General features: G+C 71.1%; 14 protein-coding genes and 1 pseudogene. 6 read left to right on the plus strand and 9 right to left on the minus strand.

Annotated features, from left to right (window positions below; genetic code table 11):
- Positions 1-119: 119 nt before the first annotated feature.
- Positions 120-881, plus strand: coding sequence for a phosphopantetheine-binding protein (locus OG617_RS34440; RefSeq protein WP_405097431.1), 762 nt, complete (start codon positions 120-122; stop codon positions 879-881).
- Positions 882-902: 21 nt separating this feature from the next.
- On the opposite strand, the gene OG617_RS34445 is transcribed toward OG617_RS34440, so the two are convergent.
- Positions 903-1187 carry a hypothetical protein gene (locus OG617_RS34445; protein WP_405097433.1) on the minus strand — a complete coding sequence of 95 codons (285 nt, stop codon included), beginning with the start codon at positions 1185-1187 and terminating at the stop codon, positions 903-905.
- A gap of 307 nt (positions 1188-1494) precedes the next feature.
- Here OG617_RS34445 and OG617_RS34450 point away from each other — a divergent pair, with 307 nt between their 5' ends.
- From OG617_RS34450 to OG617_RS34460, 3 genes are read left to right on the plus strand one after another with little or no spacing between them, the layout of a single operon-like run.
- On the plus strand, positions 1495-1872 hold the full coding sequence (locus OG617_RS34450; RefSeq protein ID WP_405097435.1) for a DUF2089 domain-containing protein: 378 nt from the start codon (positions 1495-1497) through the stop codon (positions 1870-1872).
- The gene (locus tag OG617_RS34455) at positions 1872-2129 is read left to right on the plus strand and encodes a hypothetical protein (protein ID WP_350888335.1); all 258 of its coding nucleotides are present in this window, start codon (positions 1872-1874) and stop codon (positions 2127-2129) included. The genes OG617_RS34450 and OG617_RS34455 overlap by 1 nt, the downstream gene beginning before the upstream one ends.
- 11 nt (positions 2130-2140) lie before the next feature.
- A complete protein-coding gene (locus OG617_RS34460) occupies positions 2141-2563 on the plus strand; it encodes an SHOCT-like domain-containing protein (protein ID WP_405097437.1) in 423 nt (140 codons plus the stop codon).
- A gap of 180 nt (positions 2564-2743) precedes the next feature.
- On the opposite strand, the gene OG617_RS34465 is transcribed toward OG617_RS34460, so the two are convergent.
- Both OG617_RS34465 and OG617_RS34470 read right to left on the minus strand, forming a co-directional pair.
- On the minus strand, positions 2744-3286 hold the full coding sequence (locus OG617_RS34465) for a TetR/AcrR family transcriptional regulator C-terminal domain-containing protein (protein WP_405104049.1): 543 nt from the start codon (positions 3284-3286) through the stop codon (positions 2744-2746).
- A 21-nt stretch (positions 3287-3307) separates the two neighbouring features.
- Positions 3308-3568, minus strand: a pseudogene (locus tag OG617_RS34470) (hypothetical protein); the annotation flags it as partial.
- Here OG617_RS34470 and OG617_RS34475 point away from each other — a divergent pair.
- The gene (locus OG617_RS34475; protein WP_405097439.1) at positions 3498-4622 is read left to right on the plus strand and encodes an FAD-dependent oxidoreductase; all 1125 of its coding nucleotides are present in this window, start codon (positions 3498-3500) and stop codon (positions 4620-4622) included. The pseudogene OG617_RS34470 and the gene OG617_RS34475 sit on opposite strands and share 71 nt — an antisense overlap.
- Before the next feature lie 364 nt (positions 4623-4986).
- A complete protein-coding gene (locus OG617_RS34480) occupies positions 4987-5904 on the plus strand; it encodes a BTAD domain-containing putative transcriptional regulator (RefSeq protein ID WP_405097441.1) in 918 nt (305 codons plus the stop codon).
- Here OG617_RS34480 and OG617_RS34485 read toward each other — a convergent pair.
- Genes OG617_RS34485 through OG617_RS34510 form a run of 6 tightly spaced genes read right to left on the minus strand, consistent with a single transcriptional unit; the run spans position 5823 to position 14878 of the window.
- A complete protein-coding gene (locus OG617_RS34485; protein ID WP_405097443.1) occupies positions 5823-6866 on the minus strand; it encodes a glycosyltransferase in 1044 nt (347 codons plus the stop codon). The genes OG617_RS34480 and OG617_RS34485 overlap by 82 nt on opposite strands.
- Positions 6863-8131: an FAD-binding protein gene (locus OG617_RS34490; protein WP_405097445.1), complete on the minus strand. Its 1269-nt coding sequence runs from the start codon at positions 8129-8131 to the stop codon at positions 6863-6865. Before OG617_RS34490 ends, OG617_RS34485 begins: the two co-directional genes overlap by 4 nt.
- Positions 8128-8967, minus strand: a complete 840-nt coding sequence (locus OG617_RS34495) for a hypothetical protein (protein WP_405097447.1) — start codon at positions 8965-8967, stop codon at positions 8128-8130. The genes OG617_RS34490 and OG617_RS34495 overlap by 4 nt, the downstream gene beginning before the upstream one ends.
- Positions 8960-11056, minus strand: coding sequence for an ATP-binding cassette domain-containing protein (locus OG617_RS34500; protein WP_405097449.1), 2097 nt, complete (start codon positions 11054-11056; stop codon positions 8960-8962). Before OG617_RS34500 ends, OG617_RS34495 begins: the two co-directional genes overlap by 8 nt.
- On the minus strand, positions 11053-12132 hold the full coding sequence (locus OG617_RS34505; protein WP_405097451.1) for a hypothetical protein: 1080 nt from the start codon (positions 12130-12132) through the stop codon (positions 11053-11055). Before OG617_RS34505 ends, OG617_RS34500 begins: the two co-directional genes overlap by 4 nt.
- Positions 12125-14878, minus strand: coding sequence for a thiopeptide-type bacteriocin biosynthesis protein (locus OG617_RS34510; protein WP_405097453.1), 2754 nt, complete (start codon positions 14876-14878; stop codon positions 12125-12127). The genes OG617_RS34505 and OG617_RS34510 overlap by 8 nt, the downstream gene beginning before the upstream one ends.
- Positions 14879-14890: the final 12 nt, after the last annotated feature.

Raw genomic sequence — 14890 nt, forward strand, 5'->3', positions numbered from 1 at the left:
CGACACGCCGCTCGGCCGTGACCGATGATCGGGCTGTGCCCATGGCGCTGCCGGTGTGGTGCGCTCTTCGAGGCGCGGGTGCGGGACCGCGCGAAGTCGCCGGACTACGGGTGCGGCCGGTGCCGCAACAGATCGTCCACGCTGTCGCGCAGCGCCTTCCGCTGCCCGACGGGGCGGTGGACTACCTGGGCCGGATCGACCACCAGGTCAAGATCCGGGGACACCGGGTCGAGCTCGGTGAGATCGACGCCGCGCTGCGTACCGTGCCGGGGATACAGGCCGCTGCCACGGCCGTGCACGCCGAGCAGCTCGTCGGGTACGTGGTGGTCAGCGCCGTCCCCGGCGCCCGGGCACTCCGGGCCCACCTCGCCGAACGACTGCCCGGGTACCTGGTCCCGTCGGTGTTCATGGCCGTACCGGCGTTGCCGGTCAGCCCGAGCGGCAAACTGGACCGGGCGGCCCTGCCCGCTCCCGACGGGCACCGGCTCGCCGGCGGAGAGCGGGTCGACCCGCGTACCGACGATGAGCGCCGGCTCGCCGGCATCTGGGCCGAGTTGCTCGGCACCGGGCCGGTCGGGGTGCACGACACCTTCGTCGAGCTGGGCGGCGACTCGCTGGCGGCCACCCAGGTCTGCTCCCGCGTCCGCCACCTGTGGGGCTGGTCGCTCTCCCCCGCCGACGTGCTCACCGCCACCGTGGCCGAACTCATCGCGTGGGGCATCGGGGGTGGCCCGGCGACCGGCGAGGATGCCGCAGTCGGCGGGACCCTGCCGCCGGGTGCACCGGACGTCGGCGCCGACCGGCCAGACGGCGGGTCGCTCAGCACCGCCCAGCACCGGATCTGGTTCGCCGATCAGCTCGATCCGGGGTCGACCACCTAAACGATGGCCGAGTCCTACCGGCTACGCGGACCGGTCGACGTCGACGCGCTGCGCGCCGTGATCCCCCAGCAGGGCCGACGGCACGGTGAAGCTGCCGTCAGCCGTCGCCCGGATCGCCGGGCGCAGCCGGTCCGGGCGAACCTCAGAACGGCGCAGCAGCCCGCCGGCACCCGCCTCCACGGCCTCGACCACGTCCGGACGGTCGACCACCACGGTCAGTTCCGGGCATGCCCGCACCATGTCGTCGACGCCCACCCGTACCGCGGGGTCGACGGCGATGACTCGCACACGTATCTGCTCGTCCATGCACACCGCTCCAGGAAACTCGTCGCCGACAGACGGCAAGGAGAATGTCACCGCAGCCCCGGCGACCGGTACGGGAAACGCCCCCATATTCCTCATCGGCCGGCGACACGGCCGACCCGAGATCCATCCAGCCGCATCGACCGGGCGGAGCACACCGGCACGTACGCCGCATTTCGGTGTAGGCAGCCACGGCTCTTGCTGCTCCCGGTGCCGGGCGGACCGGCACGAAGCCCGAAGGAAGCCCCAACTTAAGAAAATTAAGGTCGACTTCTTGAAAGTTGAGGTTGGTCCGGGTATATCTTTAGATATGACTGAGCAGGCGATGGACTGGCAGGAACTCACGAACCTGACCCGGGGCCAGCCGTTCGTCGTCGAACGGGCGCGCCTGGTAGGCAGCGGGGTCGCAATCGAGGGCGAGTTCGAGCTGCCGCAACTGGCTCAGCTCAACGTCGAGGATCAGGTCTTCGTCACGGCGTTCGTGCGGTGCCACGGTTCCATCAAGGAGATGGAGCGGATCTTCGGGGTGAGCTACCCGACGATCAAATCACGACTGAACCGGATCACGCAGATGCTCGACTTCGTCGAGACCGATCCGGCGCCGTCGCGGGCCGACATCATCGACCGGTTGCGCCGCGGCGAGATCACCACACAGCAGGCATTGTCCGAATTGGAAGGTCGCAGGTGATGCCGCAGTTGCTGACCGTACGGGTCAAACGCCCGGACGGTCGTCCCATCCGGATCTGGGTGCCGGTGCTTCCCGTAGTGCTCGTGTTCTCGCCGGTCGTGGTCCTGGTCGTGCTCGTGGCGGCCGTGGCCTGCCTCGTGTACCGCATCAGTGTGGTGCGTGCGCTCGGCACCGGTTGGCGCGTCATCTCCGCGTTACCCGGCACCCGGGTCGACATCGAGCAGGGCCGTTCGGCCGTGCTCGTAACCATCCGATAGGAGAGGTTCCGATGAACGAACAGCGCAAGGACATCCTCGACATGCTGGCCGAGGGCAAGATCACCGCAGAGGAGGCGGAGCAGCTCATCGCCGCGCTCGAACGGGACCAGCCGGAGGCGACGTCGAGCCTCGACGCCCGGCCGAAGGGCAAGGCGAAGTACCTGCGGGTGTTGGTGGACACCGTCGAGAACGGCGAGCCGGGACGGGTCAACGTGCGGGTGCCGCTGCAACTGCTGCGGGCCGGCGTACGGCTGGCGGCCCTGATCCCGCCGCAGGCACTGGGCCAGGCCAACACCGAACTGAACAAGTCGGGCGTGCCGTTCGACCTGACGCAGCTCAAGCCCGAACAGCTCGAGGCGCTCGTGGAGCACCTCGACGAGATGACCGTGGAGGTGGACCAGCCCGATGCCAAGGTGCGGGTCTTCTGCGAGTAGGCGCCGCCGGAGTTGGACGGACTCTTGGGAGGGTGCTGGAACACCCTCCCGGGACCGCGCCCGCCACAGCAGAGGGGGCCCACCTGCTGCCGGTCGACGCGGACTCCGGCGGCTGGCCGAGCAGTTCGGCGTGCATACGAGGCGTCGCCTCCAGCCGGCCGCTGGCCTCAGAGCAGTAGGTCACGTGCGGGGACGGCTGGTGATGCCGTCCAAGACGGTGATCAGGTTGTGGTTGAAGGTTTCCTCGGCATTGAGGTGGGCACCGTCGATGACGAGCCGGGCGACGGTGGGGTACCTGCCGGTTTTCAACATGCGTGTGAGGTAGGGGCCGAGGCTGGCCTGCCAGGCGGCTTCATCGGTGCCGGTGGAACGGGCGGTGCGTCGCTCGGTGACCTCCCTGCGGACCGCTCCGATGATGAAGGCGTTGAGGGCGCCCAGGGCCCGCTGGAGATCGTCGATGCCGCGCACGCCGGGGGCCTGGCTCAGCGCCGCCGCGGTCGCTTCGCCCACGGCGAGCGCGTGAGGTCCCAAGTGCGGCCTTCCGCCGAGCAGGTCGGAAAACCACTCATGATCAAGGGCGGCGTCACGGGTCGCGTGGGCGACGGCCAGCACCGTGGCACGCCACTCGGAGTGCAGGCCGACCTCGGCGATCCGGGCATAGACGACGTCGACCATCAGATCGAGCAGTTCGGATCTGTTGAGCACATAGTCGTAGAGCCGCATCGGACCGACACCGAGCTCTTTGGCGATCCTGCGAACCGACAGGCCGTCCAGGCCGTGCGCGTCGGCAAGCCGGATCGCCGTAGCGGCGATCTTCTCGCGACTCAACGGCACCGGCGCCGCCCGCGGCTGGGGCTCGGGCCGTTCCCAAACGGGCAACGCTTCGCTACCGTACGGTGTATCCACGAATACAGTGTACGGTAACGGAGTGGGAATGCGAATTGCGATCGCTGGTGGCGGCCTTGGCGGGCTGACCCTGGCACGGATCCTGCATCGGCACGGCATCGATGCGGTGGTGTACGAGCGCGAGGCAAGCCGATCCGCGCGATCGCAGGGCGGCACGCTCGACCTGCACCCGGAGTCCGGGCAACAGGCCCTGGCCGAGGCGGGTCTCGCCGGCCGGTTCCGGTCGAAGGCGCGGCCCGAGGGCGAGGAACATCGCATCCTCGACCCGACCGGACGCACCCTCGTGCACCACAAACCACAACCCGGCTCATTCTCCGGACGTCCCGAGATCGACCGGAGCGCACTGCGTGATCTTCTGCTCGATTCACTTCCCGGCGACGCGGTTGTCTGGCGGCACCGGCTTGTCGCGGCGACCCCGCGACCCGGCGGAGGCTGGGAACTGACGTTCGACGGCGGCCACCGAACCGACTGCGACATCCTCATCGGCGCGGACGGCGCCCGCTCGGTCGTCCGGTCGCTGCTGACCGACGCGGAACTGTCCTATGTGGCCACTTTTGTAGAGCTGAACATCAACGACGTCGACCGGCGCCACCCGGATCTCGCCGAGCTCGTCGGCCCCGGGAACCTGTGGTGCGTCGGCGTGAATCAGATCCTGGCAGCGCAACGCATCGGCGACGGCAGCCTACGCGTCGGGATCTCGCTGCGCGCTGACGATCACCCCATCGACACATACCGTAGTAAGCGCGCCCTGCTGGACATCTTCGGTGGCTGGGACCCACGCCTCACCGCACTCATCGAGGCGGGCGACAGCGCGCCGACGCTGCGCAGGATCGAAGCGATGCCCACCGGTACGCGCTGGGCCAGCCAGCCGGGCGTCACCCTCATCGGCGACGCCGCGCACCTCATGCCGCCGGTCGGCGAGGGCGCCAACCAGGCCATGCTCGACGCCGCCGAACTCGCCGGCCGACTCGCCGCCAACCCCGCCGACCCGGACTCGGCAATCCGGACGTACGAGGAGGCGATGTTCACCAGGACCCACCCGATCGCCGAAATGTCCGCACGAGTCCAGGCGATGATGCTGTCCCCAACCGCGGCGGAAGGCATCGTCCGCTTCTTCACGGCCCGGCCCGCCGAACCGGCGTCCGCAGACTGAGAACGCGCCGTGCAGCCGAACGGCGCAAGGCCTGCCCTCTATCTACGCCCTCACCCGACGGTGGCTCGGCCACCGGCCACCCGATTTTGACCAGGCGGGGCGGTACGGGACAGCTACGGGAAGCCGGCCGTCGGTCCCGCGTACCAGCCCGTCGTTAGCTTCCATGCGATGGGAGTAGTTATCGATCTGGGGTGCAGGTGGACGCCTGCCCACCAGGATGCTCCCGAACGGCTCATCCAGCCTCGCGAGGGAGAACGTCCACAATGAGCGGACCGTTGGACTGTCATCGACTCAAGAAGAGGATCGATCCGATCACCGGCTTCGAGGACGGCAGCCCGGCGCCGCTGTCCCCGGGGAGAGCATCATGAGCCTGAGCTTCACACTGCTGGGCCCGGTGGGTGTCACGGCTCAAGGCGCCCCGGTCAACGTGGATCGGCCCCGCCGGCGGGCGGTGCTGGCCTACCTGCTGCTGCACGCCAACCAGGTGGTGTCGGTCGACCAGCTGGCCGCGGCGATCTGGGGAGGCAGCCCGCCGTCGACGGCGAGAGCCCAGATCCAGTCTGAGATCTGGGCGCTTCGCCGGAGCATCCAGCAGGCCGACAACGCCTCCGAGCCGATCGTCACCCAGCCCGGCGGATATCTGCTGGCGCTGGCGACCAACCAGCTCGACCTGGCGAGGTACACGACCCTGACCGCGACGGCTCGGGTCGAGGGCGAGCGGGGCCTCCTGGAGAGAGCCTCCAAGCTCATGCGCGAGGCATTGGCGCTCTGGCGGGGAACGACGCTCTCCGGTGCGGCCGCCGACTTCGTCGAACCCGGCCGGTTGCATCTGGAGGAGAGACGCCTCGCCGACCTGGAATGGCTCTTCGGCCTCGAGCTGGCCCTCGGAAGACACCATGCGCTCATCGCCGAACTGACCCGGTACGTTGCCGAGTATCCGCTGCGCGAACGCCTGCGCACCCAGCTCATGGTTGCGCTGTATCGCTGTGGCCGGCAGCTTGAGGCGCTGCGGGTGGCCCGGCAGGGCTGCCATATGCTCGCCGACCAGCACGGGCTCGACCCCGGCCCGCTGCTCCGCGACCTGGAGGTGGCCATCCTGCGGCAGGATCCCAAGCTCGATCTTGACGAGGGGGCCGCGCCGGACGCCGTCGCCGCTGTCGCGGGCACGGCGTCGCCGGGGTGGCGTGCCGAGCGGCGTCCTCACGCCGCCGCGTGGCCCGACAGCACTTCGCGGTACGCCTCGACGCTCTCGGCGGTGGCCCGGGACAGCAACTCCGGCTGAGGCCGGCGCCCACGGCGCAGCCCGTCCACGACAGCGGACAGCCACGCCCGGACCTCGTCCCCGGTCATCCGCACCAGGTAGTCATCGCCGCACTCCGGCGGATCGAGGCAGATCCCGCCGTGGCCGACGGCCTCGGGCAACCCACCGGTCCGGGTGGCGACGACGGGCACACCGTGCACCACGGCCTCGCGGGCGATCATCCCGAAACTCTCCCGCCACAGGCTCGGTGCCAGCAGCAGGTCCGTCTCGGCGTACAGCGAACAGACGTCGGCGCGGTAGCCGACGACCTCGACGCACGGCAGTTCCGCCGCGACGATGCCCTGACCGGCCAGGTCGGCGGCGGTCCAACGACCCTCCACGAAGCGGAAGCGGAACGGCAGGTTCGCCCGGATGGCGGCTACGACCAGGTGCATCACCACACCGAGACCCTTGGCCGGCTCCGGGTTGACGAAGGTGAGCCGGTACGGGCCGGACCGGGCGGCGCCACCGGGGCCCGCGCCGGGTGAACAGGAGCATGGGCGCAACAGCGGCTCGATCGGCCGGGCATCCCGACCGGTCTGCCCGGAGAAGAGATCTCGGGCGAATCGGGACGGGACCACGACATCGTCGACGAGGCGAAGCGTCTGCGCGACGGGCCGAAGGTCGGCCGCGGGATGCTCCAACACGGTCGGCACGCCCGCCGCCCGCAGCCGCTGCGCCAACATGGTCTCCTCACCGAGATGCCCCCAGAGCAGGGCCGCATCCGGACGGTCCTGGCAGAGCAGCCGGTCGAGCGATCGCGCCATGGACCGCAGCGCCGCGCCATGCCCGCCGCCCGCCGCGCCCGGGTCCATCGGTCCGTCCAGCACCGTCACCCGCTCACCGGCGGTCCGCAGTGCCCCGGCAAGCTGCCGGAGGTGGACCGCCTCGCCCGACTGCCCGGTGGAGATGCGGTGCACGCTGACGACGAGAAGGTGTTTCATCGCCCGCCACGCACCCCGCCGGACCGGTACGAGGGCAGGCCGAATTCGCCACGGATGCGGTCGAAGGCGGCAGCCCGGCGGCGAAGCAGCTCGACGCCGGCCGGATCGTCCTTGCGGTAGACGAACGGGGACAGCCAGACCACTGCCCGGTCGTCGAGCGGGCGCAGGGACCACGGCGTGTCCGCCAGTACCGCCTCTGCCTGCACGGCGTGCGCGAAGGCGGCGACCATCGACGGTGCGAACGGCAGCGCCGCCGTGTGCCACTCCAGCCCTTCGGCGAGTTGGGCGACCTCCTCCGGCTGCTCGCCATCACCGCCGACGATGCGCAGGTCGTCGGGGTGCTCCGAGACCCGCAGCGCCAGCCGCTGCCCGTGCTCGCGGACCAGCCGCTGGACATCCGCGGACTTGGCCCGCAGGGTCGGCACGGAGCCGGCGGTGACGGACAGGTCGAGGACGAGCCCGTCGTGGGCGGTGGCGATCCCCTGCGCCCGCCGACGCGCCTGCGGTGCCAGGATGGAACTACTCACCAGCCCTTCCATGAGCAGCTCACGCCAACAACGCACCAGTTCCTCGGTCAGGGCCGGCCCGGAGAGCACCACCAGCCGCATCAACTGCGCCGGTGCCGCCTGGAGGACATGGGTCAGCTCCACCACGATCGGGCCGTACCCGGCGGTCTGGAACAGCGCCCCCTGGCCATGTGGCCCGGGCGGGTAGGGCAGGGCGCCCCGGACCCGCGCGTCCTCCGCACCGGTCCAGCCCAGCCGGTGCACCGAACCGTCGCGCTCCATCACCAGGAAGTCCCGGCAGTGCCGCTCCCGTTCGCCGAGCCCGGAGAGCAGCCCCCGGTCGAGGGCGTTGCCGAGGACGGAGGTGTGCGGCCCGGAACCCGGCGGCGGCAGGTGGAACCGCGCTCCGGCGTCGGCCAGTGCCGCCTTCAACCTGGCGAAGGTCACCCCGGGCTGCACCGTGGCGAGACCGATCTCGACATCCAGGCTGAGCCGGTCCAGTCGGGCCAGCCGGACGATCACGCCGGGCGTGCGTACGCGGGAATCGTCGTAACCCCAGTTGCGCCCGCGACTGTCGACCCGCCACGGGACCGCGCTGTCGTTGAGGATCCGGACCACCGCGCCGAGCTGGGTCAGCGACGTGGGCTCCACCACCCATTTCGGCGGATGTCCACCGGGCACGGTCGACGCCGCCGATGCCGCCGACGTCACAACGGCGCCCGCGTTCGCCAGTCGGTCGAACAGGCCCGCCTGGCTCACACCCGCTCCAGCGCCGTGCGTACCCGACTCGGTGCGACCCCGTACTCGTCGCGCAGAATGCGGGTGACCGACGCGTACGCGGCGACCAGCGTCGCCACCTGTGGCCCGCGCTTGATGCTCCACAGGTGGCCGAAGTTCGGGGGGTCGGTCATCCAGGTGAGCGTCTGCGGCGACCAGATCGCGCCGAAGACGTTCACCACCAGATGCCCGGCGGTGATCGTGAGGTGCGTGGCGAGCACCTGTTCGGCGACGGTCATGTGCAGGTGGATGTCGCGTCCCGGGGTGGACGGGTTGTCGGCCAGGAAGGACAGCCCGGTGCGGCTGATCCGACGGGCCAGGTCGGGGTCGGCGGCCCGAAACAGCGAGGTGTTGCCGACCAGCGCCAGCGAGTCGGGCAGATCCACACCGGCTGGGTTGGCGAGTTCGCGCAGCCGGGTGTAGAAGTCGACGTCGCCGCGTTCCAGGTGGGCGAAGAGCGAACCGGGCCCTCGCGGGCGCAGGCCGACGCGCAGGTAGGCATCGGTGTCGACGAGCACCGCCTCGGGAAAGCGATCGAGGGCGAGCAGCTTCGGCAACGCGAAGCAGGCGACCCGTTCGTAGTGTCGGTCCAGCCCGGCGTCGTCGAGGACCTCCGTCCGGTCGTAGTAGCCGAGCCAGCCGAGTTGATCGAGCCAGTCGATCGTCGGCGGGTCCGCATACAGGTCGATCGGGCCGGCGTGCCGCTGCCAGGACAGGATGCTCAGCAGCCAGGTGGCGCAGGACAACTGCCGGTAGGGGCGCGGATGCCCGCTGGGAATCCGCCAATAGGCGTGCACCCCGCGCAACGGCTCAGCCACCGGCCACCACCCGGGAGACACCGTCCTGATCGCGTACGACGGTCAGGTGCCGGCTGCCCAGGTGCTCGCCGACCGGACGGTGGCTGACCACGATCAGCGTTTCCACCCGCTGCCGGACGGCGTTCAGCAGCCGCAGTTCCATCTCGCGGTCGAGGGAGTTGGTCGCCTCGTCGAGGATCAACAGCGATGGTCGGCGCAGCAGCGCCCGGGCCAACGCGAACCGCTGCACCTCGCCCGCGCTGAAGGTGGCGCCGTTGATCCGCAGCGTCGTGCGCAGCCCCAGCCGCAGCGGGCGCACCACCTCGTCCAGCTCCATCAACGTGAGCATGTTTCGGATTTCCCGGTCGTCCACCTCGCTCGCGCCGGCGCAGAGGCTGTCGCGAATCGTGGTGTGCATGAAGTCGGAGCGGGGCGGTACGTAACAGACCAACGGCCGCAACGCGTCCGGGTCCCAGTCCCCGGCCGGCACGCCGTAGATGACGGCCCGGCCAGCCGGCGCCGGGTCAAGCCCGCTGACGATGTGCGCCATCGTGGACTTGCCGACGCCGCTCACCCCGCCGACGGTGACCGTCTCACCCCGCTCGACACGCAGGTCGAGCCGCAGGTCGAAGCCGTCCCTGGGGCGGCAGACACGCACACCGTCCAGCGCCACCGCCGGCGCGTCCGGCACCGGCCGGGTGCGCGTGCCGGCCGGCATCACCGGCAGCGTCAGCAGCGTCGCCACGTAACGCAGTTGCCGCTCCAGTTGGGCGGCGGCCGGCAGGGTCTGCGCGATGGAGATGACCGAGAACAGCACCGTCCCGCCGAGGGTGAGAAACCCGAACAGCTCGCCCGTGCTGACCAGCCCCGCCGCGGCCAGCACCGACCCCACGATGAGGATCACGTACAGGCCGGAGAAGCGCAGGGCCTCACTCGGCCCGTACACCCAGGAGAGCCGGTACTGCAACGCTCGTACCGACCCGTGTAGCAGATCAAGCCGCCGGGCGTGTTCGGCCCTCAGGTGCGAAACGGCCCCGAGACCACGGAAGGTGGTCAGTCCTCGGGTCGTGGTGATCAGGACATCCTGGACCTCACCGTCCAGGCGCAGTTGCTCGTCGTAGTGCCGGCTGATCGGCCGTCGGGCGAGCAGCGTCACCCCGATGTGCAGGGCGCCGAGGGCCGCCACCACGCCGGTGAGCGGCAGCGACATCGACGCCATGAATGCCAGCAGGATCAGCACGGCGATGGCATCGGTGAACATCGACAGGGCCAGGGTGGTGCCGGCCTCCCGCACCTCCCGGGCGCTCTGCACCCGGTGCAGGACCGCACCCGAGGTCATCTCGGTCGTCGCCGACGTGCGGGTCAGCCGGTCGACGAGGTTACCGAGCATCGCCCGGTCGAACGCCAGCCCGACCGCTGTGAGCTGCCGGTGCCGCAGCCAGAACAGCACGCTCAGCGCGACGAAGAAGGTGATGAGGGCGGCAGCCAGGGGGCCGGCGGCCACCCGGCCACCGGCCGCGACCTGGTTCAGGTACGGCAGCAGGACCAGGTTGAGCATGGTCAAGCCGGTGTAGAGCACGAGGCTCATCACGAGCAGCGGCACGACCTGACGGAAGCTGAGCTCTCCGGAACGCACCAACGGCCACAGCCACGGGGCCCGGGCCGACCGGCGGGCGCGCCCGGCCGACGTGACCCGCGCCGCAGGCTGGTCGCCGGCACCTGGCGTGACCGGCCGGGAACCCGGCAGCAGCACCCAGCCGGAGGACCGCTCGCGGTAGCCGCGCTCGTCGAGCCACGCGCGGCCGAACGACGGATCGAAGATCCGCACCTGGCGTCGCCGCCGACGCTCGACGGTGACGAAGTGGTCAGCCCGCAGGTGAACGATGGCACCGGGGGTCAGCGCGTCGAAAGGGCAGTCCCGCCGGGCGCGATAGCGAACGCCGCACACCTCGGCCGAGGTGTCCCGCAGGTCCCGCATGGAGAGCGCTCCGCGTACGGCCAACGCGTCCCGCAACGCCGGCTCAGGGAAGTCGTGGCCCAGCAGCTTCAGGCTGGCGACCAGGGCCTGCACCCCGCAGTCGTTGTCCTGCGTCTGCAGGCTGACTGTCATACGGGGACTCCGATCACTCGTGTTCCGGCCACGGCAGACGTGCCGTCGCCCAGGCTCACCCCGCTCCCCCACCACGGCGGGGTGCTGGTCACGGTCTCCGCCAGCGCCAGCGCCACCCCGACCGGTCCGCTCAGCACGGAGAGAACGTACGGCGTGTCGAACGCGTCGGCCACCGCCTGCCCGTCGACCCGGTCGAGGTGGGCCGAGAGCCGGGCCGCCAGCGCGCTCGCCCGATCGGCGCCGACGAGCCCCGCCCAGCACGGCGAGAGCCGGATGGCGAGGCTCAGCCCGGCGAGGCCGTGGCAGAAGGTGACGTCGGCGGTCTCGTCGACGAGCAACTCGTCGAGCCGACGCAGGGACGCCTGGGTGATCGGCGCTCGGACTATCCGCTCCAGCGCGGCCGGGTCGGCGTCCGGGCCCAGCGCGGCCAGCATGCCTGGCAGGCCGGAGCACAGGGTGACCCCGCCGACACCCAGGCCACCGGTGTCGAGCACCGCCGGCTCCAGCCGCTCGATGTCGCGGACCAGGGCGTCGACCGGGCCGGTCAGCACCCCGTCCCGGCCATACCGGCGACCGAGCATTCGTAGCAACAGGATGCCCCCGCTGCGGCCGTGGTAGAGCCCGTTCGACGGCGCCCGCAGGATGCCGAGGGCGGTCCGGGTGAGCGCGGGAGCGAGTTCGGCACGCGCCGCCGGGCCGGCCACGTCCCACAGCGTGATCCCGATGCCCCCGGCGCCGTTGATCGGATCCAGCTCGCCGGCATCGACGAAGCGCCGGTACTGGGCGGTCAGCACCTCGGCAGCCGCCGGGCCGGTCGACGCCGGCACATCCAGGTGGCCGGCGGCCGAAGCGAGGCAGTCGTCCACCAGACGATGCAGCAGCCAGGTGACCCGGTGGTCGGAAACAGGCTCGCCGCGCAACGCGAGCTGGGTCAGCGACACGGCCAACGGCCGGTGGTCGAGCCGCGACGCGAGCAGAGCCAGGGTGGCCAGCGCATCCACGGTCGCGTTGCCACGTTCACGGAGATGCCCCATCAGCCGGCGGAGCAGCCGACGCGCGGCGTCGACCTCAGGCATGCCCGGTCCCGCCCCGTGGCACCCGGGCCATCCGGCCCTTCAGCAGCCGCGCCGCCGCCATCACGATCTCCGGCTCGCGGCTCACCGCCTGCCCGAGCGGAAGCCCTCGGTTGATGGTCATGTGGATCATGCTGCTGAGCGCCAGAGAACGGGTGTCCTCGTTCATGCCCACGAGATGGTCGAGCGTCGGATCAGGCTCGGCGAGTGCGGAGTCCAAGGCCCGCTCCAGACCGGGCCGGGCCGAACGGAAGGCCGCCATCCAGTCCCGCTGGGCCAGGGAGCTGGGCAGCCGGGGATCCAGCCCACGCAGTTCGCACAGCAGGTCGAGGGCTCCGTCGTCCCCGCCGAGTTGCCGGCACCAGGCCGCGATCCGGGACACCGCCAGCGCGTACCGGCCCGCCTGGTCCGGACCGGCGGTGAGCCGGCCCACCCACCAGGCCGAGTCGCCGCAGAAATGACGCAGGGTATCCGCCCGGAATGCCGGGCCGCCGTACCGGTAGTCCTCCGGCACCCAGGCACGGACGTCGACCTCCCACGGTTGCTGCGGCACCAGTCTGGCCAGATGGGTGCGCAGGTCGGCGAGCAGCATCTCGGTCGCGGCCGAGGAACGCACGCGTACCCGCAGGTGAGGCCGTTCGTCCCGGTACCGGATGTAGAACAGCTCGGCCCGGCGCATGAGCGCCATGACGTCAGCCCCGGCCAGCCACGTCTCCACCGCCCGGTCCGGGGCGTACACGTACCAGCTGGTCCAGTCCGGGTCCGCCGCAGGCAGCCGGTCCACGAGCCGGGTCCGCGACAGCGGCCGGCTCACCGTCGGCTCCCGGTGCGACCAGGGCACCCAGAGGTCGTGCACGTGGCCGCCGAGATCGGACCACACCGGCGTTCTCACCGGCAGCGCCTCGTGCAGCTGGAGCCTGCCCTCGCGGCGCAGCCGCTGGGTGAACCACCGCCGTTGCACAGCGTCGGTGAGGTCGATCCGCATGGTGAGGTCCGCGCCCTCGGTCAGCTCCACCGTGGAGCCCAGCCCGACTTCGGTCAGCACGTCGCAGAGCCCGACGGGATCGGCCACCAACTCGAGCAGGTCGGCCCGGTGCTGGGCGTTCAGCACCAGGCCACGGCGGGCAAGCAGGCAACGACCGGCGGTTATGCGCGGATTCATCCCACCCGGCGACCGCCACTGGCTCGGGTCGGCGGCCGGTATCGTGTCGGCGGCCTCGTCCATGAGCAGCCCGAGCAACCTGACCGCCCAGGGGTTGAGATCGTGACTCAACGACAGTGGGCTGTCCCAGCGTAGTTCCACGAGGCGCCCGTCGGCGCGGTTGATCAGCTGGAGCCGCCCGTCCACGACGACGACCGCCAGGTCGGTGAGGAGGAGGTCGCCGGGACGGTGCGGCAGGTTGAGGTTGAGTCGGGGTAGATCGCCGACCCGACGTCGGGCCAGCGGCGCCCGTCGATCCAGCGGACTCCAGCCGAGCTCGACGGCGAGCCGGCCGGGGTCCTCCGCCGTGTCGCAGAGATCCGGAACGTGCAGATGCTCGCCGAACCTGGCCCCCGGCCCGCCCCAGAACCCCGGCATGATCATCTTCAGCCAGGCATCGGCACCGGAGCACGGCTCGGCCAGGAGCGCCCCGCAGGCCATGCCGAACCGGGGTCGGGTCGAGCCCCCGGGATCGGGCATCCCGGCACCGGCCCGCTCGGGTTGCCCCGCCCGCCACTGGTCCAGCGTGACCGCGTCGTTCCACCACTCCACCGCGCTGCCGTCGCGGCGGCCAGGGGGCACGAACAGCCGCCGCGGCGCATCCGGGAGGTCGGGGGTCTCCGAAGCCGTCGGCGGTCGCCGCCAACTGCCGAGCGAGTGGTCCACCGGTGCGGTCAGCAGCCAGGTCAGCGGCACCGCGCCACCGGAGAACATGCCGCCCACGTACTCCCTGACCCGTTCGAGCCGGTCGGACGGCCACGGCACCCGCATGACCTGGGCGACGCCGTCGACCAGCGCCTCCACCGGGCCGCGGTCGAGGCGGGGCCGAACCTCGCTGAACGCGTCCACGAACTGGTCGGGGCGGAAGGGCCGCTCCTCGGCGAGCACCGCCTTCAGCGGATCCGCGGGCGAGGCCGCCACGGCGGTCCCCACCAGCATCTCCGGCGCGTGCTCCGGCAACAGCAGGTGCCGGCGTACGCAGAGGTCGAACCGTGCCGTGCCGTCATCGCCGAGGTCGGCAGCCCAGTCGGCAGCGGAGCGCGGTGCGGCGGCACGCAGTTCACCGAGCAGCTCGGCGAGCCGGCAGATCGCCGGATCGTCCGACAACGACGTCGTCCCGCCCCGGTCCGGACGCACATACGACCAGCGGCCGGCATCGGCGACGAGGGTGGGATTGACGAACCAGTTCCCGGTCGGCCGGGGCAGGTCGAGACGCGCCAGCCGGATCTCGGTCGCGAGGTCGATGCGCGTCGTGGAATCACCGTCGACAAGGTCGGCGAGCATGCTGAAGCCGAACACTCCGAACGGGGTAGGCCGAAATCTGGCCCGGTTGCCGTAGATCGCCATTCGTGTCGGCTGGTCCTGCCAGTCGCGGTCGTCATCCCCGGAGCGTTGGAAGGTGGTCGCGTACTCCACGGCCAGTTCCAGCAGCCGCCGCGACAGCTCGCCGCCCCGGGACGGCGAGTCGTCGCAGGGCACGGCCGGCAGCACCGGCACCCGGACCAGGCACCAGCCCGGCGTGGACAGCGTCCGTGCGGATGGCGTCATTCCAGCAGCTCC

Origin of the sequence: Micromonospora sp. NBC_01412 (assembly GCF_045040215.1) — a bacterium.
Lineage (GTDB): Bacteria > Actinomycetota > Actinomycetes > Mycobacteriales > Micromonosporaceae > Micromonospora > Micromonospora rubida.

Bases quoted from the DNA above. Each gene is read 5' to 3' on its own strand.
- OG617_RS34460 (WP_405097437.1), top strand. From the start codon at position 2,141: ATGAACGAACAGCGCAAGGACATCCTCGACATGCTGGCCGAGGGCAAG.
- OG617_RS34505 (WP_405097451.1), bottom strand. From the start codon at position 12,132: ATGCCTGAGGTCGACGCCGCGCGTCGGCTGCTCCGCCGGCTGATGGGG.
- OG617_RS34455 (WP_350888335.1), top strand. From the start codon at position 1,872: ATGCCGCAGTTGCTGACCGTACGGGTCAAACGCCCGGACGGTCGTCCC.
- OG617_RS34500 (WP_405097449.1), bottom strand. From the start codon at position 11,056: ATGACAGTCAGCCTGCAGACGCAGGACAACGACTGCGGGGTGCAGGCC.
- OG617_RS34465 (WP_405104049.1), bottom strand. From the start codon at position 3,286: ATGCGGCTCTACGACTATGTGCTCAACAGATCCGAACTGCTCGATCTG.
- OG617_RS34480 (WP_405097441.1), top strand. From the start codon at position 4,987: ATGAGCCTGAGCTTCACACTGCTGGGCCCGGTGGGTGTCACGGCTCAA.
- OG617_RS34510 (WP_405097453.1), bottom strand. From the start codon at position 14,878: ATGACGCCATCCGCACGGACGCTGTCCACGCCGGGCTGGTGCCTGGTC.
- OG617_RS34475 (WP_405097439.1), top strand. From the start codon at position 3,498: ATGCGAATTGCGATCGCTGGTGGCGGCCTTGGCGGGCTGACCCTGGCA.
- OG617_RS34485 (WP_405097443.1), bottom strand. From the start codon at position 6,866: ATGAAACACCTTCTCGTCGTCAGCGTGCACCGCATCTCCACCGGGCAG.
- OG617_RS34445 (WP_405097433.1), bottom strand. From the start codon at position 1,187: ATGGACGAGCAGATACGTGTGCGAGTCATCGCCGTCGACCCCGCGGTA.
- OG617_RS34450 (WP_405097435.1), top strand. From the start codon at position 1,495: ATGACTGAGCAGGCGATGGACTGGCAGGAACTCACGAACCTGACCCGG.